At 67.0% G+C, this 24385-nt stretch carries 14 protein-coding genes; 8 read left to right on the top strand and 6 right to left on the bottom strand.

Annotated elements, in window-relative coordinates; all coding sequences use genetic code 11:
- Nucleotides 1–48 precede the first annotated feature (48 nt).
- The 3 genes from ACZ60G_RS16665 (at nt 49) to ACZ60G_RS16655 (ending at nt 13267) form a co-directional block, all read left to right on the top strand.
- Nucleotides 49–10677, top strand: coding sequence for an amino acid adenylation domain-containing protein (locus tag ACZ60G_RS16665; RefSeq protein ID WP_465810981.1), 10629 nt, complete (start codon nt 49–51; stop codon nt 10675–10677).
- 230 nt (nt 10678–10907) lie between these two features.
- Entirely contained in the window at nt 10908–11897 is a 990-nt protein-coding gene (locus ACZ60G_RS16660; protein WP_465811151.1) for an alpha/beta hydrolase, read from the top strand.
- Nucleotides 11898–12016: 119 nt separating this feature from the next.
- The gene (locus ACZ60G_RS16655; protein WP_465810980.1) at nt 12017–13267 is read left to right on the top strand and encodes an Nramp family divalent metal transporter; all 1251 of its coding nucleotides are present in this window, start codon (nt 12017–12019) and stop codon (nt 13265–13267) included.
- Here ACZ60G_RS16655 and ACZ60G_RS16650 read toward each other — a convergent pair.
- Complete coding sequence (locus ACZ60G_RS16650; protein ID WP_465810979.1) at nt 13264–13671, bottom strand: nuclear transport factor 2 family protein; 408 nt, start codon at nt 13669–13671, stop codon at nt 13264–13266. The two genes, ACZ60G_RS16655 and ACZ60G_RS16650, sit on opposite strands and share 4 nt — an antisense overlap.
- A 10-nt stretch (nt 13672–13681) precedes the next feature.
- Complete coding sequence (locus ACZ60G_RS16645) at nt 13682–14614, bottom strand: zinc-binding dehydrogenase (protein ID WP_465810978.1); 933 nt, start codon at nt 14612–14614, stop codon at nt 13682–13684.
- Nucleotides 14615–14723: 109 nt separating this feature from the next.
- Between ACZ60G_RS16645 and ACZ60G_RS16640 the strand changes: the two genes are divergently transcribed.
- Nucleotides 14724–15080 carry a winged helix-turn-helix transcriptional regulator gene (locus tag ACZ60G_RS16640; RefSeq protein WP_465811150.1) on the top strand — a complete coding sequence of 119 codons (357 nt, stop codon included), beginning with the start codon at nt 14724–14726 and terminating at the stop codon, nt 15078–15080.
- Here the strand turns inward: ACZ60G_RS16640 and ACZ60G_RS16635 are convergent, their stop codons facing one another.
- Together ACZ60G_RS16635 and ACZ60G_RS16630 are read right to left on the bottom strand one after the other, a co-directional pair.
- Nucleotides 15081–16106: an SDR family oxidoreductase gene (locus tag ACZ60G_RS16635; RefSeq protein ID WP_465810977.1), complete on the bottom strand. Its 1026-nt coding sequence runs from the start codon at nt 16104–16106 to the stop codon at nt 15081–15083.
- Between the two features lie 69 nt (nt 16107–16175).
- Complete coding sequence (locus tag ACZ60G_RS16630; RefSeq protein ID WP_465810976.1) at nt 16176–16979, bottom strand: enoyl-CoA hydratase-related protein; 804 nt, start codon at nt 16977–16979, stop codon at nt 16176–16178.
- A gap of 166 nt (nt 16980–17145) precedes the next feature.
- On the opposite strand from ACZ60G_RS16630, the gene ACZ60G_RS16625 reads away from it, so the two are divergent.
- On the top strand, nt 17146–18378 hold the full coding sequence (locus ACZ60G_RS16625) for a TetR/AcrR family transcriptional regulator (RefSeq protein WP_465810975.1): 1233 nt from the start codon (nt 17146–17148) through the stop codon (nt 18376–18378).
- Nucleotides 18379–18578: 200 nt separating this feature from the next.
- On the opposite strand, the gene ACZ60G_RS16620 is transcribed toward ACZ60G_RS16625, so the two are convergent.
- Nucleotides 18579–20102 carry an aldehyde dehydrogenase family protein gene (locus ACZ60G_RS16620; RefSeq protein WP_465811149.1) on the bottom strand — a complete coding sequence of 508 codons (1524 nt, stop codon included), beginning with the start codon at nt 20100–20102 and terminating at the stop codon, nt 18579–18581.
- 397 nt (nt 20103–20499) lie between these two features.
- Here ACZ60G_RS16620 and ACZ60G_RS16615 point away from each other — a divergent pair, with 397 nt between their 5' ends.
- From ACZ60G_RS16615 to ACZ60G_RS16605, 3 genes are read left to right on the top strand one after another with little or no spacing between them, the layout of a single operon-like run.
- Nucleotides 20500–21507 (top strand): ATP-binding cassette domain-containing protein, encoded by a 1008-nt coding sequence (locus ACZ60G_RS16615; protein WP_465810974.1) that lies wholly within the window; start codon nt 20500–20502, stop codon nt 21505–21507.
- 35 nt (nt 21508–21542) lie between these two features.
- On the top strand, nt 21543–22325 hold the full coding sequence (locus ACZ60G_RS16610) for an ABC transporter permease (protein WP_465811148.1): 783 nt from the start codon (nt 21543–21545) through the stop codon (nt 22323–22325).
- Entirely contained in the window at nt 22322–23176 is an 855-nt protein-coding gene (locus tag ACZ60G_RS16605) for an ABC transporter permease (protein ID WP_465810973.1), read from the top strand. Before ACZ60G_RS16610 ends, ACZ60G_RS16605 begins: the two co-directional genes overlap by 4 nt.
- Nucleotides 23177–23182: 6 nt before the next feature.
- Here ACZ60G_RS16605 and ACZ60G_RS16600 read toward each other — a convergent pair whose 3' ends face one another.
- Entirely contained in the window at nt 23183–24376 is a 1194-nt protein-coding gene (locus ACZ60G_RS16600) for a lycopene cyclase family protein (RefSeq protein ID WP_465810972.1), read from the bottom strand.
- Nucleotides 24377–24385: the final 9 nt, after the last annotated feature.

Genomic DNA, 24385 nt, shown 5'->3' with positions numbered 1-24385 from the left:
CATGTTTCGGGTGGTTGGACAACGTCGGCATGAGGAAGCGGTGACCAGGTGACGCGCCAGGCTCGGGTGCGGCCGGCTCGGACACGGACACAGCGGACGCGCGTCATCACCCTGCCGCAGCTGATGGCGGCCGCCGTCGAGGCGAATCCCGGCGGCCGCGCCGTCGTATTCGCCGATGCCGACGCCACCTCCGGCGGGCTGAGCTATGCCGAGTTGGATGAGCGTTCGACCCGGCTCGCCCGGCTGCTCATCGATCGTGGGGTCGGACCGGAGGATCTGGTCGCCGTGGCCGTGCCACGGTCGGTGGATTCGGTGCTCGCGGTGTGGGCGGTGGCCAAGACCGGCGCCGGATTCGTGCCGGTGGACCCGCATTATCCGGCGGATCGGGTCGCGCACATGCTGACCGACTCCGGTGTGAGCTTCGGCCTGACCGTCGCCGCGGTCCGCCGCGGCCTGCCCGATCACGCCGAATGGCTGATGCTCGACGACCCGATCACCGCGCAACAGCTGCAGCGGTATCCGGTGGACCGGGTGACCAATCAGGATCGGGTGCGACCACTGCACGGTGCACATCCGGCCTACGTCATCTACACCTCGGGCTCGACCGGCGTCCCCAAGGGCGTGGTGGTCACCCATCAGGGATTATCCGGCTTCTGCGATGAACAGCGGACCCGATACCGGGTGACGAGCGCGGCCCGGACACTGCATTTCGCCTCGCCGTCCTTCGATGCGTCGGTGCTGGAACTGCTCTTGGCACTGGGCGGCGCGGCCACCATGGTGGTCGTATCGCCGACCGTCTACGGCGGCGCGGAACTGGCCGCGGTGCTGCGGCGCGAGCGGGTGACCCACGCCTTCGTCACCCCCGCGGCCCTGGCTTCGGTGGAGCCCGCCGGACTCGACGAACTGCGGGTCGTGGTGACCGGCGGTGAGGCCTGCCCGCCGCAGTTGGTGCGGCGCTGGGTACTACCGATCGCGGGCGGGCTGCTACGCGAGTTCTTCGATGCCTACGGTCCGACCGAGGCCACCATCGCCACCAATATCACCGCGCCGATGGTGCCGTGGGAGCCGGTGACCCTCGGCTCGCCGATCCACGGCATCGCCGCGTATGTGCTCAACGATCGGCTGGTGCCGGTGCCGAACCGGGTGGTCGGGGAACTGTATGTCGCCGGTGCGCAACTGGCGCGCGGTTACCTGGGCCAGCAGACGCTCACCGCGGTCCGATTCGTGGCCAATCCGTTCGAACCGGGCACCCGGCTCTACCGCACCGGCGATCTGGTGCGCTGGACCGCGACCGGTGAACTGGAGTACCTCGGCCGCAACGACTCCCAGGTCAAGATCCGCGGCTTCCGCATCGAACTCACCGAAATCGATGCGGTACTCGGTTCATACGACCATGTGGATTTCGCGGTCACCGTCGGGCACGAACTCGACAGCGGTACCACCGTATTGGCCTCCTATGTGCACCCCATCGACGGGCTGACCGTCGATATGGCGGAGCTGAAGGCACTGGTAGAGCGGAAATTGCCGGCGCATATGGTGCCCGCGTGCATCACCGTGCTCGACAAGGTGCCCCTGACCCCCATGGGCAAACTGGACCGCAAGGCGCTACCCGCACCGGTATTCGAGGCCAAGGTGTTCCGCGCACCCGCGACGCCGGTCGAGGAGATCGTCGCGGGCACCTTCGGTGATGTGCTCGGTGTCGCGCGCGTCGGCCTGGACGACGACTTCTTCGAACTCGGTGGCAACTCGCTGCTGGCCACCCAGGTGACCGCACGGTTGGATGCCGCGCTGGATACGCAGTTGGCGGTCCGCGATCTGTTCCACGCGTCGACGGTCGCCGCCTTCACCGCCGTGGTCGAACGCACCGCCGGATCCGGCCGGAGCCGGCCGCGGCTGATCGCGGGGGAGCGGCCCGAACTGATTCCGCTGTCGCTGGCGCAGCAGCGGTACTGGTTCCTCAACCAGTTCGATACCGAAACCTCGGCGGTGGACAATATTCCGCTCGCCGTGCGGCTCACGGGTGAGCTGGATGCGGCGGCGCTCGGGCTGGCCATCGGCGATGTGCTGTCCCGGCACGAGGTGCTGCGGACCACCTATCCGAGCATCGGTGGGCGACCGCATCAGGTCATCCATCCGGTGCCGGATACCCGGTTCGCGATGGTGCCGGTCGATGTGGCCGAGGACGAACTGGTACGTCGGCTCATCGACTTCGCGGTGCTGACCTTCGATGTGACCGTCGAGGTTCCGGTCGCGATCGCGCTGTTCCGCCTGGCGCCGCGCGAGCATGTGATCGCCTTGACCGTGCACCATGTCGCGGCCGACGGCGCATCGATGGGACCGCTGGCCCGCGATCTCATGGTCGCCTATGCCGCGCGGGTGCAGGGGCAGGCGCCGCGGTGGCAGCCGCTGCCGGTGCAGTACGCCGACTACGCGCTGTGGGAGCGCGAGGCACTCGGCGACGAGGACGATCCGGAATCACCGGCCGCACAGCAGATCGCCTACTGGCGACGGACGTTGGCGCAGTTGCCGGACCAGTTGGAACTGCCGACCGATCGTCCGCGCCCGCCGGCCCAGTCGTTCCAGGGCAGGTCGGTGCGGTTCGAGATCTCGGCGGATCGGCACGCGGAACTGCATGCGCTGGCACGGGCCAATCACGCCTCGCTGTTCATGGTCGTGCACGCGGCACTCGCGGTGCTGCTGGCCCGGCTTTCGGGCAGCGATGACATCGCGGTCGGTACGCCCATCGCGGGTCGTGGCGAGCGTGAACTCGATGATCTGATCGGCATGTTCGTCAACACTTTGGTGTTCCGGACGCGGGTGCGTCCCGGTGACAGCTTCGCCGCCCTGCTCGCCGACGTGCGCGAGCGCGATCTCGAGGCCTTCGCCAATGCCGATGTGCCCTTCGAGCGAATCGTCGAGGCGCTGAATCCGGTTCGCTCGATCGCCCGCAATCCGCTGTTCCAGGTCGGCCTTTCGTTCCAGAACCTGGCCGAGACCACCTTGGAGCTGCCCGGACTCTCGGTCGCCACGGTCGATTTCGATCTGCAGCTGGCCAAGACGGATCTGCACATCTCGCTGGCCGACCGCTACACCGACGACGGCGCGCCCGCCGGGATCGTGGCGAACTTCGGCTATGCCACCGACCTGTTCGACGAGTCGACGGTGCAAGGATTCACCGACCGGTTCGTCCGGGTGCTCGATGCCGTGCTCAACGATGTGTCGGTGCGGGTCGGCGAGATCGAACTGCTCGCCGTTGACGAGAGTTCGCGGATTCTGGCGGGTTGGAACGACACCGCGCACCCGATCGATGCGACGGCGACGCTGGTGTCGCTCCTGGATGCGACGGTGGCCGCCGCGCCGGACGCGGTTGCGGTGGTATCCGATCAGCCGGGGCGCAAACTCAGTTATGCAGAGCTCGACGCCCGGGTGAATCGGTTGGCGCGGTATCTGATCGAGCGCGGCGTACGCCCGGAGGACCGGGTGGCATTGGGCATGCGCCGGTCCGTCGATCTGATCGTCGCCATGTACGCGGTGGCGAAATCCGGTGCGGCGTATGTGCCCATCGATCCGGATCAACCCGTCGAACGCGTCGAGTACATCCTGCACACCGCACAACCGGTCTGTCTGCTGAGCTCCGTGCACGACGGCTTCCACACCGACGCCGTCGATTCCGTGACGATCGATGAGCTCGACCTGTCGCGCTACTCGGACGCTCCGCTCACGACGCATGAGCGCCGTGGTGCACTGCTGCCTGGCAATACCGCGTACGTGATCTACACGTCGGGCTCGACCGGGCAGCCGAAGGGCGTCGCGGTTTCGCACGGTGCGATCGTCAACCAGTTGCTCTGGGAGACGGCCGAATTCGGCCTCGGAGCCGATGATGTGCTGCTGCTCAAGACGGTCGCCACCTTCGACCTGTCGGTCTGGGAGTTCTGGACGGCGCCGATATGCGGTGGCACGTTGGTCGTCGCCGCGCCGGATGGTCATCGGGATCCGGCCTATCTGAACGAATTGATGACGCGCGAGTCGGTGACGACCCTGCACGTAGTGCCGTCGATGCTGGACGCGCTGTCGACGGGTCAGCTGTCCCGATCGCTGCGCCGGGTGCTGGCCATCGGTGAGACGCTACCGGCCGCCACCGCGCAGCGATTCCGCCAAAGCAACAGCGCCGACCTGTTCAACCTGTACGGCCCCACCGAAGCCGCGGTCTCGATCACCAACCATCGGGTGACCGACGCCGACGCGGTTACGGTGCCGATCGGCGGGCCGGAGTGGAACAGCCATGTCTACGTACTGGATTCGCGCCTGCGGCCGGTGCCGGTCGGCGTATCCGGCGAGTTGTACCTGGCCGGTGCACAATTGGCGCGTGGCTACTTCGGGCGGACCGATCTCACCGCGGAGCGGTTCGTGGCCAACCCATTCGAATCCGGTGCCCGCATGTACCGCACCGGCGACCTGGTGTCCTGGAACGAGCACGGTGAACTGGAGTACCACGGCCGTACCGACTTCCAAGTGAAGATCCGCGGCTTCCGGATCGAACTCGGCGAGATCGAAACCGCACTGCTCACCCGGCCCGAGATCGCGCAGGCCGCGGTGCTCGTCAAATCCGATGCACGGATCGGTGATTGGCTGGTGGCGTATGTCGTACCGGCCGATGAGGCGACCCCGGTCGTGGTCGCCGAACTGAAGGCAGGGCTGGCCGCGGTGCTGCCGTCGTACATGATGCCCAATGCGTTCGTCACGCTGACGGCCTTGCCGCGCAATGCGAATGGCAAGCTCGATCGCGGCGCGCTACCCGATCCGGAGTTCGAGACCCAGGTCTTCCGCGCGCCTGCGACACCGGTCGAGGAGATCGTGGCAGGTGTCTTCGGCGATGTGCTCGGCGTGGAGCGCGTCGGACGCGATGACGATTTCTTTGCCATGGGCGGTAATTCGCTGCTGGCGACGCAGGTGGCGGCCCGGGTCGGCGACGCGTTGGATACCAAGGTGCTGGTGCGCTCGATCTTCGAGACGCCGACCGTGGCCGGACTCGCCGCCAAGGTCGAAACCCATGCCGGTTCCGGTCGGCGACAGCCGCTGCTGGCCGGGCTGCGGCCGGAGCGGATCCCGCTGTCGCTGGCGCAGTTGCGGATGTGGTTCATCAACCAGTTCGATCCCAGCTCGGCGGCCTACCACATCCCGGTGGCCATCCGGCTGTCCGGCGAACTCGATATCGCCGCACTGGGTTCGGCGGTCGAGGACATGGTGGCGCGGCACGAGGTGCTGCGCACCGTCTACCCCCAGACCGCCGACGGTCCGGTGCAGGAGGTGCTCGCACCCAACGAAGTGCCGATCGATCTGGTCCCGATTCCGATCGCGGAATCGGAGGCGGTGCAGCAGGTGCAGCAGATCGTCGCGGCTGGCTTCGACGTCACCGTCGAGGTGCCCTTCCGCGCCACCCTGTTCCGGCTCGATACCGCCGCTAGCGACTACTCGCAGGTCGCTCGAAACAACACCGATCACATTCTGGTGTTCGTCGCCCATCACATCGGCGCCGACGGATGGTCGATGTCGCCGCTGGTCCGCGACGTCATGCTGGCCTACTCGGCCCGCAGCGCGGGTGAGCTGCCCTCCTGGTCACCGCTGCCGGTGCAGTATGCGGATTTCAGTGTCTGGCAACGCAATGTGCTCGGCTCCGAGGACGATCCGGAGAGCCTGATCTCGGCACAGGCCGGATACTGGCGGACCGCGCTGGCCGATCTGCCCGACGAACTGAACCTGCCCGCGGACCGGCCGCGCCCGGCGCTGCGGACCTTCGCGGGCGGGCGCACCGAATTCGAGATCGACCCGCTGGTGCATGCCGGGCTGGTGCGCTTGGCCCGCCGGCACAACGCCACCATGTTCATGGTGGTGCACGCCGCGCTGTCGGTGTTCCTGGCGCGCATGTCCGGCACCGACGATATCGCCATCGGCACCCCCGTTGCCGGTCGCGGCGCGGCCGAACTCGACGACATGATCGGCATGTTCGTCAATACGCTGGTGCTGCGGCTACCGGTGCCCGACGACCGCACCTTCGGTGATCTGCTCGCCCAAGCCAAAGACACCGACCTGCAGGCGTTTTCGCATGCCGACCTCCCGTTCGAGCGACTGGTCGAACTGCTGAACCCGCCCCGTTCCACGGCTCGCCACCCGCTGTTCCAGGTGTCGATGTCGTATCTCAACCTGCCGACCAGCACCTTCGAACTGCCCGGATTGCGCGCGGAGACCTTCGATTTCGCCGTCGACACCGCGAAATTCGATCTATCGCTGACCATGTGGGCGCCGGGTACCGCCGAGCAGAGCCTGCGCGGTGAGTTCAACTTCGCGCGAGACCTGTTCGACGACAAGACGATCGAGATGTTCGCCGCCCGGTTCACCCGGCTGCTCACCGAGATCGTCGCACGGCCCGATGCCCCGATCGGCGACCTGCGGCTGCTCGGCGCTGCCGAAGAGCAGGCGCTGACACCGGTGCGGCGCGGCGAGACGCCCGCCGTCCGGCTGCTGCCGGACCTGCTGACCAGCGCGGTCAGCGTGGATCCCGAACATGTCGCAGTGCGCATCGCCGGTCGCTCGATCTCCTACCGCGAACTCGACGAATACTCGTCGCGGCTGGCTCGGGTGCTGATCGATCGCGGTGTCGGCCCGGAGAGCCTTGTCGCCCTTGCGTTCCCGCGTTCGCTGGAGATGGTCGCCGCCTTCTGGGCCATCGCCAAGGCCGGTGGCGCGCATGTGCCGATCGACCCGACCTATCCGACGGACCGGATCCGGCACATGGTGACCGATTCCGGTGCCGTCCTCGGCATCACCACCTCCACCTATACCGAGCGGCTGCCCGAGGAGTCGACCGAAACCAGCTGGCTACAGCTCGACGATCCCGCGATCCACGCGGCCGTGGCCGATAAGTCGCCATCGCCGATCACCGATGCCGAGCGGCTGCGCACGCTGCTGCCGCAGCATCCGGCGTACGTTATCTACACGTCCGGGTCGACGGGCACACCCAAGGGCGTCACCGTCACCCAGGTCGGCATCGGCGGCGCCGTAGAGAACGCCAGCGCCGTGTTCCAGCTCGGTCCGCAGCATCGGTTCCTACATCTGTGCTCGCCGAGCTTCGATCCGTCGATTCTGGAGTGGCTCTGCACCTTCCACAACGGCGCGACGCTGGTCATCGTGCCGTCCACCGTCCTCGGCGGCCCGGATCTGACCGCGCTGCTGCGCACCGAGCGGGTCACGCACGCGATCTTCACCCCCGCCGTGCTCGGCACCGTCGATCCGGCCGGTCTGGACGAATTCCGATTCCTGTGCTGCGGTGGCGATTCCAGCTCGCCCGAGCTGGTCGCCAAATGGCAGCCGGGACGGCATTTCATCAACGGCTACGGTCCGACCGAGGCCACGGTGGCCGCGTCCTGGAGCGAGATGATCGCCGGACAGCGCATCACCATCGGCGGCCCGGTGCCGGGAACGCCGATGGTGGTGCTGGATTCGCGGCTGCGCCCGGTGCCGCCGGGTGCCGTCGGCGAGCTCTATCTCGGTGGCAACGCGCTGGCACGCGGCTATCACGACCGTCCGACGCTGACCGCGGAACGTTTCGTCGCCGACCCGTGGGGTTCGCCCGGTGCCCGGATGTATCGCACCGGCGATCTGGTGCGCTGGGTCGGTGAACCGGGGGAGTGGGAGCTCGAATACCTCGGTCGTACGGACTTCCAGCTCAAGATCCGCGGTCTGCGCATCGAACTCGGTGAGATCGATGCGGTGTTGCGTGGGCACGACGATGTCGAGTTCGCCGTCACGATCGGTCGGGAGAACCCGACGGGTGAAAAGATTCTCGTCGCCTACGTGCTTCCGGTGGTGGGGCGGACCATCGATACCGGTGCGCTCACCGAATACGCCGCGCGCAGTCTGCCTCGGCACATGGTGCCCTCGGCGGTGGTGGTCCTCGACCAGGTGCCGCTGACCCCGGTCGGCAAGCTCGATCGCGCGGCACTGCCCGCACCCGAACTCGCCCCGCGTCCCTATTTCGCGCCCGCGACCCCGCAGGAACAGGCCGTCGCCGACGTATACGCCGAGGTACTCGGCCTCGACCTGGTCGGCTCCGATGACGATTTCTTCGCACTCGGCGGCAGTTCGCTGGCAGCCATGCGCGCGGTGAACAAGCTGCGCGAGCTGACCGGCATCGCGGTCCAGGTGCAGTGGTTCTTCACCGATCCGACCGTCGCGGCGCTCACCCAGCGCATCATGGCCGCCGACGAAACCGATGACTACGAATACGGATTGAACGCCGAGGCCGCACTCGACGTGCTGCTGCCGATCCGCCACGGCACCGGCGAAGCGCTGTTCTGCATCCATCCGATGGCCGGATTGTCCTGGTGCTATACCGGTCTCGCGCAGTATCTGCCCGCCGACCGTCCGATCTTCGGTGTGCAGTCGCCGGCGCTGTCCGAATCCGACTTCCGGCCGGATTCGCTGGATGCCATGGCCCGCCGCTATGTCGAGGAGATCCGCTCGGTGCAACCCGAGGGGCCCTACCGGCTGCTCGGGTGGTCGCTCGGTGGTGCGCTGGCCCATGCGGTCGCGGTCGAATTGCAGGCCGCGGGTGCGGAAGTCGCCCTGCTCGCCATGCTGGACAGCCGCACCGGCGGCAATATCGCCGACTTCTGGGCGGAACTGCGCTCGGCCTTCGCCGAACTCGGCATCGGCCCGGACATGCTGGGCGACAGTAATATCCGCAACCTCACCGAAGAGGCGCTTGCGGTGCTGTACGCCAACATTCCGCCCGAACTGGCACTGCTGACCCCGGAACGCCTGCGTCAGAGCTACCGTGGCGCGGTGCGCTCGGTGGAGCTCGGAATCAACCATCAGCACAAGGTTTTCCACGGCACACTCGACTTCTTCAGCGCCACCGGCCACACCGCCGAATCCCGGGCCTGGCGGCCGTATGTCGACGGCACGATCAACGAGCATCCGGTCGAGGCGACCCATGAGCTGATGACGTCTCCGGGGGCCCTCGCCGAAATCGGACCCGTCCTCGCCGCCTTGCTCACCGAGCCCGAGCCCCCGGTCGAGAAGGCCGCGGAGCCAACCGAAGCCGAGCCCCCCGTCGAATACGCCGTCGCACCGGAGGGATACGAGTACGCGGCACCGCTCGCCGATCCGGCCGGGTTCGATCACGACTACCCGACATCGGTCCTGGTCCCGATACAAATCGATGTCCCAGCACCGACCGATGACCTGCCCTCGACGGTCGAGGCCCCGGCACTGGACCTCGACGACGACGAACCCGAGATTGCCGTCCAACCCGAGCGCGTCCCGTTCGCGGTCATCCACGACGACGATCCGATCGAGTACGCCGTCCCGCACCGCCCCGACGAACCCGACGACGCCCCCATCCCGCTGTCGCTGACCCCGAATGCCGTGCGGCTCTTGGACTCCGGTGTCGAACTGCGCGTCGTCACCCTGGAGATCCCGCCCAACTACTCACCGGAAGCGGTGCAATTCGCCGTCGATACGGTGCTCGAACAGCATCCGATGCTGTGGGTCCGGCTGCACCGTGACCGTGCGGGCGCCGATCCGGTTTTCGAAATCCCGGCCGAGGCGCAGCGTGTCGACGAGGCCTTCCTCAGCCTGGAATACGGCATCGAGCAGACGCCGCCGCCGGTCGACGATGTGGTGCGTGCCGTCGCCACGGAACTCGATCCGGTCCATGGCCGCAATATCCGCTTCGTACTGGTCGGCGGCCGCGAGGTGCCCTCGACCATGGTGATCGTCGCCAATGGCCTCGTCGTGGACGACACCTCATGGCGCACCATCATCGACAAGCTGTCGCTGGCCTGGTCCCGTGGCAGGCACCGCTCGCCCGCCGTTCCCGAGGCCGGACTGTCCGATCTGCTCCGGGTGCTGTCCGAGGGGGCGAGCGGCCCGGCGGCAATCGAGGAAGTGGCGTGGTGGCACCACACCTTGAGCGCGGTCCCCGCCGCCAAGGCCGGTGCCACGAACAAGAACCTGCGAGCGCGGCGCCGGGTCTCGCTGACCATCACCACCGAGGGCACCGCCGCCGTCGTCGCCGCGGCCGCCGCGCACGGTGTCGGCGTCGACGAAGTCCTGCTCACTGCCCTCGCGATCGCACAGATCACTTCCGCTGGCGAAACCGTCACCGAGGCGATGGGCCCGGTGGTCCGGCTGCACGCCGATAGCCGGTCGATGGCCGAGACCGATACCCTCGTCGGCGCCTTCACCACCGATTACCCGCTCCCGCTGCAACTGGATGGTGTGAATATCCAGGAGGCGCTGGTCGGTGGTCGCGCAGCGGGTGTCGCGATCGAGCAGGTCAAACGGCTCACCGGTGCCGTTCCGTCCTATGGCGTCGGTTACGGCCTGCTGCGCTATCTCAATCCCGATACCGCCGCCGCCCTGACCGCACTCCCCGCCGGCCGGTGTGCGTTGCGTTACAGAGATCTGCGCCCGGCGCGCGTGCACACCGACGCGCCGGCCGCTGATCTGCTGCTCGATATCACCGCCGACGCCACCGCCGAAGGCCTGCTCGTGCGCTTCGACTACGCGGCCGAGGTATTCGGTGGTGACGAGGTCAAGACCTTCGCCGAACACTGGATCCGGGCACTCGGCGGGTTGGCCGAATACGGTCAGCGCTATCCGGGGCGACCATGATCACATTCCGGCCGCTGAGGCATGATGGAGCAACATTGCGGTAACGATGTCCACTATCGTCACGACTAAATAGGCCGTATGGTCGGCCGCGGTGCATGCCCGCGGCCAGGGGAAGCTCTCCCGTAATCACGATACGAAGTGAAGGTGTGAAATTGATGCGTAGTCTGATCCGGCGTCGCGGCACACGTGCGGCGGCGGTGATCGCGGCAACCGCGGTATTCGCGGGGGTCATGTCCGGCTTCGGCGCATCTACCGCGACGGCTGATCCGATCATCGATTCGAAGACGCTGCTGGCGAACCCGGTCGCGCCGGACGGCTCGAAGATCACCAAGGCCGAGTACAAGGACGACCGCAGCATCCGCCTGTACGTCTGGTCCGCGGCCATGGACCGGACCTTCCCGATCGACGTGCAGCGTCCCGCCGACGCCTCGGTGCCGCGTCCGGTGCTCTACCTGCTCAACGGTGCGGGCGGCGGTGAGGACAGCGCGTCCTGGGTGGCCAAGACCGATGCGCTGAAGTTCCTCGGCGACAAGAACGTCAATGTGGTCCAGCCGATCGGCGGCAAGTGGAGCTACTACACCGACTGGATCAATGACGATCCGGTACTCGGCCGCAACAAGTGGAAGACCTTCTTCACCGAGGAGCTGCCGCCGCTGATCGACGGTGCGCTCGGCACCAACGGCACCAATGCCATCGCGGGCCTGTCCACCTCGGGCACCACCGTGCTCGCGCTGCCGATCGCCAAGCCGGGCCTGTACAAGGCCGCCGCGGCCTACAGCGGCTGCGCCCAGACCAGTGATCCGGTCGGCTCGGAGTTCGTCAAGCTGACCGTCGAGACCTGGGGCGGCGGCAATGTCGACAACATGTGGGGCCCGGTCGGTGGGCCGGAGTGGGTTGCGAACGACCCGTACGTGAACGCCGAGGGTCTGCGCGGCACCGATCTCTACATCTCGACCGGCAGCGGTCTGCCCGGCCCGTACGACACCCTGGACGGTCCGTACACACTGCCCGGTCCGGGCGGTCTGGCCAACCAGATCCTGATCGGCGGTGTCATCGAGGCGGGCACCAATTACTGCACCCACAACATGCAGGCGAAGCTGGATTCGCTGGGCATCCCCGCCACCTACGACTTCCGCCCCAACGGCACCCACTCCTGGGGCTACTGGAACGACGAGCTGCACGCCTCCTGGCCCACCCTCGCCAAGGGCCTCGGCATCTGAGCTGATCCCCGCGACTTCCAGCCGACCGCCCCGATTGTGCGCTATCGCACAATCGGGGCGGTCTGTTTTTTATAGATTGTGCTAAACAAAAAGTTCGGGAACCCGTAAAATTCTGTTCTATGAGTACAACCCTGGTCGAGTCGGCGCGGAACGCGACGACCCGGGCGAGATCCGTCAGCGTCTTGCTCGGTCCGGCCTTCGTAGCGGCCATCGCCTATGTCGATCCCGGCAATGTGGCCTCGAATATCAGCGCGGGCGCCCAGTTCGGCTACCTACTCGTGTGGGTCATCGTGATGGCCAATGTGATGGCCGGGCTGGTGCAGTTCCTGTCGGCGAAGCTGGGGTTGGTCACCGGTATGTCGCTACCGGAGGCGGTGCGGTCCAAGTCGAGTCGTCCGGTGCGCCTTGCCTATTGGGTGCAGGCGGAGACCGTCGCGATGGCCACCGACCTGGCCGAGGTGGTCGGCGGCGCGATCGCGCTGAAGCTGCTGTTCGATCTGCCGCTGCTGGTCGGCGGCGTGATCACCGGTGTGGTCTCGATGGCGCTGCTGCTGGTGCAGAACCATCGCGGGCAGAAGCCGTTCGAGCGGGTCATCACCGGTCTGCTCGCCGTCATCGCCATCGGCTTCCTGGCCAGCGTGGTGATTTCGCCGCCGTCGGCCTCCGGCACCGTCGGTGGTCTGCTGCCGCGGTTCCAGGGCGCCGAGAGCGTGCTGCTCGCGGCGGCCATGATCGGCGCGACCGTCATGCCGCACGCGGTGTACCTGCATTCCGGGCTGGCCCGGGACCGCCACGGTCAGCCCGAGATCGGTCCGCTGCGGACCCGGCTGCTGCGGATCACCCGATACGACGTCGGACTCGCCATGGTGCTCGCGGGCACGGTCAATCTGGCCATGCTGCTGATGGCCGCGAACACCCTGCGCGGCCGCGAGGGTGTCGACACCCTCGAGGGTGCGCACGCCGCCGTCGGTGACGCGCTCGGCCCCGTGGCCGCACTGCTGCTCGCGATCGGTCTGCTGGCCTCCGGTCTGGCATCGACCTCGGTCGGCGCGTATGCCGGGGCGATGATCATGGAAGGGTTGCTGCGCCGCAAGATTCCGCTCCTGGTCCGGCGGCTGGTCACCCTGATTCCGGCCATCATCATCCTCGCGATCGGCATCGATCCCACTCGCGCACTGATCATTTCGCAGGTGGTGCTGTCGTTCGGCATCCCGTTCGCCCTGATCCCGCTGGTCCGCTTCACCAGCGACCGCATACTGATGGGCACCGACGTCAACCACCGGGTGACCACCGGCCTGGCCTGGCTGGTCGCCATCATCATCAGCCTGCTGAATGTGGCACTGATCTACCTGACCGTCACTGGCGACTAGGCGAACAGCATGCGCTGCGCATAGCCCGTATCGAAATACTCACGAGCCTCGGCGATCTTGCCGTTCTCGACCCGGAAGACGATCGCCACATTGTTGACGTACGGTTCGCCCGCCTTGGTGGTCGCGCGGGTGGTCCATTCGGCGACCGCCTGCGCGCCGTCGGCCAGCACGGTCCGCACCTCCTGGCCGATCGGCTGTGACGCGTCCATCCGCTCGATCATCTGCGCGACGAATTGCCCGAAGATCTCCTCCGGTCCGGTCCAGGTGCGCGCGGTCGGCAGGTCGCCGAACAGGGTCCAGGTCGAATCCGGGGTGAAAAAGCCTGCGGCGCGTTCGGCGTCACCGGATCCGAGTGCCTCGATATAGGCCAGGATGGTGGCGCGGGTCTGCTCGGTGGTCGACATGATCGCTCTTTCATGCGTCGATGGTGAGGATCGCGTTGCCGCGGATCCGGCGGTTGTTCAGATCGGTGAGTACGCTTGCCGTCTCGGCCCAGTCGGCGACCCTTCCGAGTTCCGGATGCAGGCGGCCGGTGGCCGTCAGGTCGACCAGGACGCGCAGATCCTCGGCATCGGTGGTGTCGGCGACCCAGTGCGGGAAATGCCGCAGCGTGAACGGCGAGACCGTCAGGTATTCGAAGAAGCTGAGCCGGATCGGTTGCAGGCTCGCCTGACCGAACCACAGCACGGTGCCACCGGGCGCGATCCGGGCGAGCGCGGCCGCGAAGACATCGCCGCCGACCGACTCGAAGATAACGTCGAAGGGACCGTCTGCGTCCGCGACATCATGGACGACGGCATCCGCGCCGAGTTCGGCCAGCCGGGCGCCGCGTTCGGGCGACGCGGCCACCGCGGTCACCGAAATGCCTGCGGCCGTGGCCAATTCCACCAGGTAATGACCGACTCCGCCGGATGCGCCGGTGATCAGCGCCTTCTTGCCCGCCGGGGCCTCGACGTGCCGGAGTAGACGCAATGCGGTCAAACCCGCGAGTGGCAAGGCTGCCGCGGTGTTGGCGGTGATGGTGTCGGGCAACTCGGCCAGTGCGGCGGTCGGGACGGCCACCCGCTCGGCCCACCCGCCGCCCTCGGCATGGCCAACCACGCGGGTGCCGAGGGCTGGCCCCGAGCCGTCGGCGGCGGCCGTGATGACCCGGCCGGCGATGTCCTGTCCCATGACGGTGCCCGGCGCGGTCGGCGTGCCGTAGGCGCCGGTCATGGCGAGAATCTCGCCGCGGTTCACCGAGAATGCCTCGACCTGGACGATCGCGGCATCGGCAGCCGCCGTGGGTTCGGGGGTATCGGTGAACCGCACCAAGGTCCGATCACCGGTTGCTGCAAGGGCTTTCATCTGACTTCCTCCTGGTCGTTGCGACGAAAACGACACTAGGAGGGTTGGTTTCCGGATGAAAGAAGGCAGTAATTAGTGGTATAGGTACCTGGTGGATACCAACGATCCCATGGCATACGACATCTTCGATCTGAACTGTCCGTCCCGTGCGGTCTTCGACCGGCTCGGTGAACGCTGGACCGGGCTCGTGCTGCTGGCCCTGAAGCCGGGCACGCTGCGCTTCTCGGAGTTGCGCAGGCAGGTGCAGGGCATCACGCAGAAGATGCTCACCCAGACGCTGCGCGGCTTGGAGCGCGACGGCATGGTGTCGCGCACGGTATATCCGACCGTGCCGGTCACCGTCGAATACACGCTGACACCGCTCGGTCACAGCCTCAGCGCCGCCGTAGATGTGCTGCGCGCCTGGGCCATCGCGCACATCGATGAAATCGACGCGGCCAGAGCCGAATACGAGCAGGCAGGGTGATCAGACCCAGTTCTCGATCCAGTATTTCCAGATCAGCGGGGCATAGGCGGCCAGCGGCTGCACCTTGATATCGGTGCCCGCGAGTGCGGCGATGGCATTGCGGCAGTCGAACCAGCAGCTGAATTCGCTGTGCTCCAACACGTCCTGGGGGACGCCGACGCGCGGGAGCAGCCAGCTCGTGCCGGGGACGCGCAGCATCATCTCGAGGGTGCGCTTGGGCATCACCTCCACCAGACGCGGTGCACCGGCCTCGTCGGCGAACAGATTCAGCGCCTCGGCGGCGCTCTGCCGGCGCGGATCGGCCAGGTGGTAGGTGGTGCGGATCGAGTCGGGGCGGTGTGCGATATGGGCAAGTGCGCGAGCCACGAAATCTACCGGGACCATATTGGTTTCACCCAGCTTCGGCACCAGCACCGGCAGAATCCTCGGCAGCTGCGCGGCCATCCGCAGTAATCGGAAGAAGTAGTAGGGCCCGTCGATTCGATCGATCTCACCGGTGCGCGAATGCCCGATCACGATCGAGGGCCGATAGATCCGCCAGCCCAACTCGGATTCGCGCACGATCTTCTCGGCCTCGAATTTCGCCCGCTGCATGGGCGAACTCAGCACCTGCCCCTCGTCGAACATGTCCTCGGTGAACAGACCGTCGAACCCGCCCGCCACGTCGACCGTCGAGACATGGTGCAGCAGAGTGGCTTTCAGCTGCTCCGCGACATCGACGACATGTCTGGTGCCGCCGCCACCTTCGGCGAGGTCATAGCTCGACGCCAGATGGAAGACATGGTCGATCGACCCTCGATGCTCGGCGATCCAGGCCGGATCGATGCCGAGTCCGGGCGCGCCCATATCCCCGCGCACCGGCCGCACCCGCTCGCCACCCATCCACTCCCGAGCGCAACAGGTATACCGGTCCGCTGAATCGCCCCCCGGCCGGACCAGTACATGAATATCCCCCTCCCGTTTCAGCAGCTCGGGAATAAGAAATCGACCGATGAACCCAGTTGCTCCGGTAACCAGGTAAGCCATAGCCGATCAACATAGTCGCTTGTGCGGGCGCACTTGTGTCCGGGATCACGGCGCGCCCGATTCGTGCGATCAGTCGGCGAAGACCGGCTTGCGCTTGGTGAGCATTGCGGTCGCACCCTCGAAGAAGTCGGGGGATTGGAGCAGTTCGCTCTGGCCGGTTTTTTCGGCGGCGAGGGCGGTGTCCAGTGCCGAGAGGGTCGCGGCGTTGAGCGCCTTCTTGGTGAGTTCGAGGGCACGGCGCGGACCGGCGGCGATCTTGGCTGCCGCCGCCTCGACCTTTGCGTCGAGTTCGCCCTCGGGAACCACAGCGGTGAACAGCCCGGCCGCCTTGGCCGCAGGCGCGGGGAGTCGTTCGCCGAGCAGGGCCATTTCGGCGGCCAGCGGACGTCCGGCCGCGGCGGCGACCATGGCTGCCGCGCCGCCGTCGGGCATCAGGCCGATATTGATGAAGGCGAGCAGCAGGTAGGAATCCTCGGTGGCGTAGACCAGATCGGCGGCCAGCGCGATGCCGACGCCGACACCCGCGGCCGCGCCCTTGACCCGGGCGATGACCGGAATCGGCGCGTCCACAATGGCTTTCACGAGCCGGTTGGCCACATCCATCACCATGTCCGGGGTGATGCCGCGCTGCGCCTCGGCGGCCGATGCGGCAAGATCGGCGCCGGTGCAGAAGTCGCTGCCCTCGCCGGTCAGTACGATCACCCGGACCGAGCGGTCCTCGGCGGCGGCGAGGAAGGTGTCACCGAGGGCGACCATCGTGTCGTAGTCGATGGCGTTCTTGCGCTTGGGCTTGGTGATCGTGACCCGGAGCACCTTGCCATCGTGGACGGCACTGAAACCCGCGGGTGTGGTCGCGGAATCCGGTTGGCTCATTTGGTGCTCCTGGTCTGGAATTCAGCGGGGGCTGGTTCTTTCGAGCGATCTGCAAGCAATCGCTACGGGAACCATGAATGGCGGTTAACATTGCGAATTGTGGTTAACTTAGGATGATTTGTCCGGCGCTGTCAACCAGCGGCGCCGTACCGGAACGGAGAGCTACATGGTCGCGGATCGCAGCGAGGTCGGTCTCGCTTCCGCGCGGCCTGACGCGGGTGCGAGCAGGACGGGCGCGGAGCCGGTGCGGCGTCGCCCGAAGGATCGCAAGGTCCAGATCATCCGGGCCGCCGCGCGCGCGTTCAGCGAACGCGGGTATTACCCGGTCGGCGTCGACGAGATCGCCGCGGAGGTCGGCATCTCGGGGCCCGCGCTGTATCGCCACTTCGCGAACAAGTACGCGCTGCTGGTCGCGGCCGCCGAAGAAGGCGCACTGCACCTGCTGCAGGTCGCGCGCGCCGCCGACAACCCGGATCTGGAGCCCGAACCCAGGCTCGACGCACTGATCAAGGCGATCAGCGAACACACCATCGATATCCGCCGCGAGGCCGGGCTGTACCGCTGGGAGCGGCGCTACCTGGAGGCCGAGGACCGCGCCCGGATCAGGAAGGTCTACGACGCGCTCAACGCGACGCTGGCCGAACCGATCGGACAGCTGCGCCCCACCGCACCGCCCGCCGATGTGGCAATGCTCGCCGCCGGGGTGCTCAGCGCCATCGCCAGCATCTCCTCGCATCGCACCACGCTCGCCACCGCCCGGCTGATGCCGCTGTTGCGCGAGATGAGCTGGTCGATCCTGCGCGCCGAACTGCCGCCCGCACCGACCGAGCCCGAGCCCGGACCGGCCACCCGCGGCCTGCCGGTCACCTCGAAACGCGAACAGCTGCTCACCGAGGCGATCCGGATCTTCGGCCGCCAGGGCTATCACGAAGCCAGCATCGAGGAAATCGGCGCGGCCGTCGGCATCAACGCCTCCAGCGTCTACCGGTACTTCACCAGCAAGGCCGACCTGCTCGCCGCCGCCTTCCACCGCACCGGCGACCGGGTGGCCATCGCGATCACCGAGGCGCTCGCCGAGGCCACCAGCCGTCCGGACGCGGTCCGGCGCATCGCCTACCGCCAGGCCCGGCTCACCTTCTCGATGCCGGAGATCATGCCGGTCTACTACGCCGAATTCAGCAATCTGCCGCAGGCCGAACAGCACAAGCTGCGCGCCATCCAACGCCAGAACGTGCTGGAGTGGGCCAACCTGCTCGACGGCGATCCGGTGGAGGCGCGCTTCCGCGTGCACGCCGCCATCGCTCAGATCATCGACGTGGGCCGGTTGACCAAATTCGATCCCCGCCCCGAACAACTGGCCCGCGTCTGCGCCCTCATGGAGGCCGTCCTCTTGGGGTGACCCTCCATTTTGGGGTGACATTTCCATCGCCGACGCAACGACTACGGAGCGAGTCTTACGAGCGACCGTTCGCGGCCCGTCTCGCGTCCGAGTCGTCGAAGCGCATGCGACGTAGTCGCGAGTCTCGACGGCTCGGACGCGAGACAGAAGGGGGCCGCGAACACGCCGCGCCGCAGGCGCGGCAAATTAGACACAGCAAATCAAACACCGCCGTGGCGCATCCGGAAGATGGCCTTGGCCGTGCGCAGATGCCGTGGGTGCCGGTCGAAGGTGGACAGGTTCACCGCCGCGCGATACCGCTTGCGCGCGATCGCCAGCGTCCGGCTGAACTCGCGCAGTCCCTGATCGCCGTGATGGTGTCCCTGCCCGTATTCGCCGACCCCGCCGAACGGCAGCGCCGGAATCCCGGCGTAGGTGCTCGAAGAATTGATGGTCACAACGCCGACCCGCAGTTGCTCGGCGAAGGATTCGATACCGTGCACATCCCGGGTGAATACCGACACCGCGACACCATTGCCGACCGCATTGATCCGCTGCGCCGCCTCGTCCATATTCGCGACCCTGTTGACGATCAGCAGCGGCCCGATGCCCTCGCCGGTGATCGCGACGCTCTCCTCCGGCACTTCGGCCAAGACGATCGGTTCGATATAGGGATCGCGAATCGAATCCAGTCCGCCGACCACCGCGCGTCCGCCTCTGGCCAGTGCGTCGCGCACCTGTTTGCGCACCACGTCGACCTGCGATTCCAGAATCATCGGACCGTAGGACGCGCGCTTGTCCGCGCCGGGCCGCAGCCGCCGCGCCTGCTCGATCACCAGTTCCAGGAATCGGTCGTAGACAGAGTTGGCGACATAGGCCCGCTGGATGCCGGTGGAGTTCTGGCCCGCATTGGCCATCGCGCCGAATACCGCGGCCTCGGCGGCCTCGGCGAGTTTCGCGTCGACGTGAACCACCATGGTGCCCTTGCCGTTCCGCTCGACCACCACCGGTGTCAAGGTCTGCGCGCACAGCGTGATCACCTCGCGCGCGCCCGCATCCGAACCGGCATAGGCGATTTTGTCCACCTTGGCGCGACACAGCGACGCGGTGGTGGCGTGATCGCCGGTAACGACCTGCAGCACAGGCTGATTCGGCGCGAGCTTGTTCCAGCTGTCGGCCAGCCAGACCCCGACGCCGGTGGTCAGCTCATCGGGTTTGAACACCACGGCATTGCCCGCGGCCATCGCGTAGGCGATCGAGCCCATCGGGGTGAACACCGGGTTGTTCCACGGCCCGAGCACCCCGACGACGCCGAGCGGCAGATAGCCGACGGAGGCGTGCTGGTTGCGGGTCAGCCAGGTGGAGCCGAGCTTGCGCCGATCCAGCACGCGCGCGGCATTGCGGGCCGCCCAATCCAGATTCTCGACGGCCAGCATCACCTCGGTTACCGCGTCCGCCTGTGGTTTTCCGGTTTCCTCGCACAGGATTTCCACCAATTCGCCTGCGCGCCTGGCGATACTGCGTTTCCAGTCCAGTAGCCAGCGTTTGCGGGCGTTGAAACCCAGTTCCGCCCACCATTTTTCGGCCGAGCGTGCGGCGCGCACGGTGCGGTTGATTTCGCCCGCACCCATCACGGCATAGTTGCCGACGATCTCGCCGGTGCGCGGGTCATAGGACGTCAGCACGTTCGGTCGGCCCGATCCTCCCGTATGCGCTGCCAGCCTCGGCTGCGCGGTCTCGGCCATGGTCACCTCTCGCAGGGTCGATCCGCCGCAGTCGCTGAACGCTTGGCGAAACAGCGCTGCCGCAAACGAGTTAGTGCGTTTTCCCCGTCTAGAAGACTATGGTCGGCGCGACGGCCGGACAAGGTGCCGCTACCGCCCCTACGCTGCCCCTCGAGGGCCGCCACCAGCGACGTTCTCGGGTCGAGTGGATCGGCCGGCAGAAATGTGAGTAAGGACACAGTTAGGTCGCGGGTCGCTGGGTATGACGCGGTCGGCCATGCGGGGATGCCTCTGCCGGTAACATCACGCTTGGCGGCAGGGATCACCAACCGGGACGAATTCATGCCCATGCTCTTGGCGACCCGCGATCGCCGCCCAGGCCCCGCGAACGCCGCCGATCAGACACAGTGGAGAGTTGATGCCGAGCTTGAACCAAGCGGATTCGCATACCAGCGAGCCACCACCCATCGATGGTGGTGGTGACGTCGCGGTCGCGGTTGCGGATGTCCGGAAGTCATTCGGCGATGTGCACGCGCTGCAGGGCATCAGCTTCACCGCCGAGCGGGCGAGCGTGCTCGGCATCCTCGGGCCCAACGGCGCGGGCAAGACCACCATGGTCAAAGTGCTGTCGACCCTGCTGCGCCCGGACTCCGGCACCGCCGTGGTCGCGGGCCACGATGTGCAGAAGGATCCGGCGGGTGTGCGCCGCTCGATCATGATGACCGGCCAGTACGCCGCGCTCGACGAGAACCTCTCCGGCCGCGAGAACCTGGAATTGTTCGGCCGGCTGATGGGCCTGGGCAAATCGGCCGCCCGCAAGCGCGCCGACACCCTGCTCGAAGAATTCGACCTGGTGCACGCGGGCCGTCGCGCGGTGCGCCACTATTCCGGCGGTATGCGTCGTCGGGTCGATATCGCCTGCGGACTGGTGGTCCGCCCCGAGGTGGTGTTCCTCGACGAGCCGACCACCGGTCTGGATCCGCGCAGCCGGCAGGGCGTGTGGGATCTGGTGACCGCGCTGAAGAATCAGGGCATCACGGTGCTGCTCACCACGCAGTACCTCGAGGAAGCCGATGTGCTCAGCGACAACATCATCGTCATCGATAAGGGCACGGTGATCGCCGAGGGCACCGCCGACGAACTCAAGGAGAAGACCGGCGGCAGCTACTGCGAGGTGGTGCCGCTGGATCCGGGTCAGCTCGGCAAGGCCGCCAACGCACTCGGTGATCTGGTGCCCGCCGCCGTACTCGCCGACGTCGATGGCGGTGACCGGATCTCGATTCCCGCACCCGACGGCGCGGGAACCCTGTCCGAGGCATTGCGCAGGCTCGACGCCGCCGGGATCCAATTGGCCGATATCGCGCTGCGCAGGCCCTCGCTCGACGATGTCTTCCTCTCGATCACCGGCCATTCGGGCGGCCACTAGTGAGTTCCACAACCGTCGAGCGGGCCGATTCGGCACTGCTCTTCGCCGAGCTGCCCGTGGCCAGGCTCTCCTACTTCGCGCAGTGGCGGGCGTTGTCCGGACGCATTGTGCGGACCATGGCCGTCAAGGGCGAACTGATCGTCGCGATGATCACGCCGCTGGTGTTCACGCTCGGCTTCTATTTGCCGCTGCGATATGTCATGAAGTTCCAGGGCATCGATTACGCCCAGTTCGTCATGCCGATCATCGTGCTGCAGACCATGGCGTTCACGATGATGTCGAATGCGCAGCTATCCGCATACGAGGCGCTGACCGGTCTGAGCACGCGACTGCAGACGATGCCGATCGGCATGCTGGTGCCGTTGAGCGCACGGATCGGCGCGGGCCTGGTGCGTTCGCTGACCGCGCTGACCGCGGCGATCATCTTCGGCTACATGATCGGCTTCCGGTTCGTCGCCGGACCCGGTCAGGCCGTGCTGTTCTGCGTGTTCTCGATCGCGGTCGGTACCGTGCTCGCACTCGGCGCGGATGCGCTCGGCAGCCTGACCAAGAGTCCGGAATCGCTGAGTCAGGCGTTGACGCTGCCCACCTTGATCTTCGGCATGCTGTCCTGCGGATTCGTCCCGGAACGCAGTTTTCCGATGTGGATCCGGCCGTTCGTGCGCAATCAGCCGATCTCGCAGTTCTCCTTCGCGCTGCGCGATATGGCTCATGACGGGGTGAGCTGGGATGTGCTGTGGGTGCCGCTGACCTGGCTGGGTGGTATGGCGATCGTCTTTACTCCGTTGGCGATCTGGGCGAGTGTGAGGCGGTCATGAGTTCTGTCGAGACCTTGGAGCGCACCGAGGTGGACGGATTCGACCCGCTGCCGCGGGTGGCCACGCCATCCGAGCGCGCGCTGTCGACCTGGATCACGCACAGCCTGATCCAGTGCAAGCGGCTGCTGCTGGTGTGGGCGCGCGATCCCGCGACCACCATCCAGACGCTGATCTATCCCGCGCTGACGCTTTTCATGTTCCGCGTCGTGCTCGGCAATTCGATCACCGCGGCCACCGGTAAGCCGAGCATCTACGGCCAGGTCGCGCTGATCACGTTGGTCGCGGCGATGTCCGGTGCGGTGGTCAGCGCACTCGGCTTCAAGGGTGAGAAGTTCACCGGACTGCTCGGTCGGTTCTGGACCATGCCGGTGCACCGGGCGGCCGGACTGACCGGCAGGCTGTTGGCCGAGGCGGTCCGCGTGCTGGTCACCACGCTGTTCGTGATCGCGGTCGGCTTCACCCTCGGCTTCCGCTTCGGGCAGGGTCCGCTGGCGGCCATCGCGTTGGTCGGCATTCCGGTGCTGTTCGGTGTCGGCTTCGCGGTGCTGGTCACGGCGCTCGCGACCATCACCGAGGGCGTGATGCTGGTGAGCATTATCGGCATCGTCAATACCCTGCTGATGTTCTTCAATTCCGGGTTCGTGCCGGTGATCGCCTATCCGGTCTGGTTGCAGGACGTGGTCGCGAATCAGCCGATGAGCTGCGCCATCGATGCGATGAAGGGACTGTCCTACGGCGGTGCCGTCGCCGAACCCCTGTTGAAGACCGTCGCTTGGGTTCTCGGACTCATCGTCCTGTTCGCCTACCCCGCGATCCGCGGCTACCAGCGCGCCGCCGAAACCGGCGCCTGACCTTCGTCAGCCGATCCGGCCCTCTTCGCGTTCGGCTGCGGCAAAATCAAAACCGACCCAGCGGTTTCGATTCGTCCAGCCGACCAGGTCGTAGCGCCAGCGGAACGGCCAGGTGTGGGCGACCGTGTTGAAGAGGACGGCGCCGAGGACGGTGTAGTCGTCGTGGGCGGAGAGCAGGGCGCGCTGGCCGCGCGGCGAGGCGTTGAAGAACGCGTCGAACATGGCGGTGGACTGTTCGGTGGTCAGGCGGCCCATGCCCCAGAGGCCGCGCATGCGCATCCAGTACACCAGCCGGGCCTGCCACGGCCAGAGTTCGGCAATGGGGTCGCGGCCTCGCCGGAGGGCGGCGACCGCGGTGTCGACCAGGGCCAGCGAATCGGCGACGCTGTAGCCGGTGCAGGGATGCATCATGCCGCCGCGGGAGCCGAACGGAATCGCTTGGGCGGTCCCCTTTTTCGGCGGTGGCTGGTCCAGGGGGTAGTGCGCGGCCTCGGTCGGTTCGGCGCCGGTGAGCCGAATGCCGTGTGCGGCAAGGCGGTTCAGGGTGCGTCTGCGCAACTCGTGCTGCGGCATGCCGCCGCGCAGACCGAGGCTGGTCTCCTCGAAGATCACCGAGCCGTCACCGAGCGGGACGGCATAGAGGAACGATGGCGGCGCATCCGGTCCCGCGCCGTTCTCCGGACGCCAATCGAGCAGCAGACCCTCGCCCTCGGTCACCATGGGTGCGGCCGTCTCGGCGTCGACGAAGATGCCGTGTGCGCTGGCCGCGCGGCGCTGTCCGAGCGTCGGCAGCCCACGGGTATCGAAAACCGTTGCGGCCCTGAGGATCGTGCCGTCCGCGAGTTCCACCTCGTTGGCCTCGACACGAGTTGCCCGCCCGGCGACAACGGTGGCGTCGTCGAGCGGCAGTGCATCGCGTAGTCCGGTTTTCGACAGCACGCAATAGGGGCGATCGATCCGATGCTCGGCCTTCGTCCAGACCGTCGGCTTCGCAATGCGAGCGGCAATGGCGCTCGACGGCAACCACTCCGGCAGCTCATCGATCCAACAGGAGAACGTCGGCGGCCAGAGCCGCTCCGGACGCGGATCGACGGCGGCGACACGGAACCCGGCCCGCGTGGCCCGATGCGCCAGCGCTCGGCCGGTCGGTCCGAGCCCGACCACGCAGAGGTCGAATTCCCGGACCGCACTGTCACCCATGCTTCGCAT

The organism is Nocardia sp. NPDC102475 (assembly GCF_055584605.1).
Note: the sequence above shows the minus strand (reverse complement) of the source record. Positions and strands in the feature narration are given on the sequence as shown.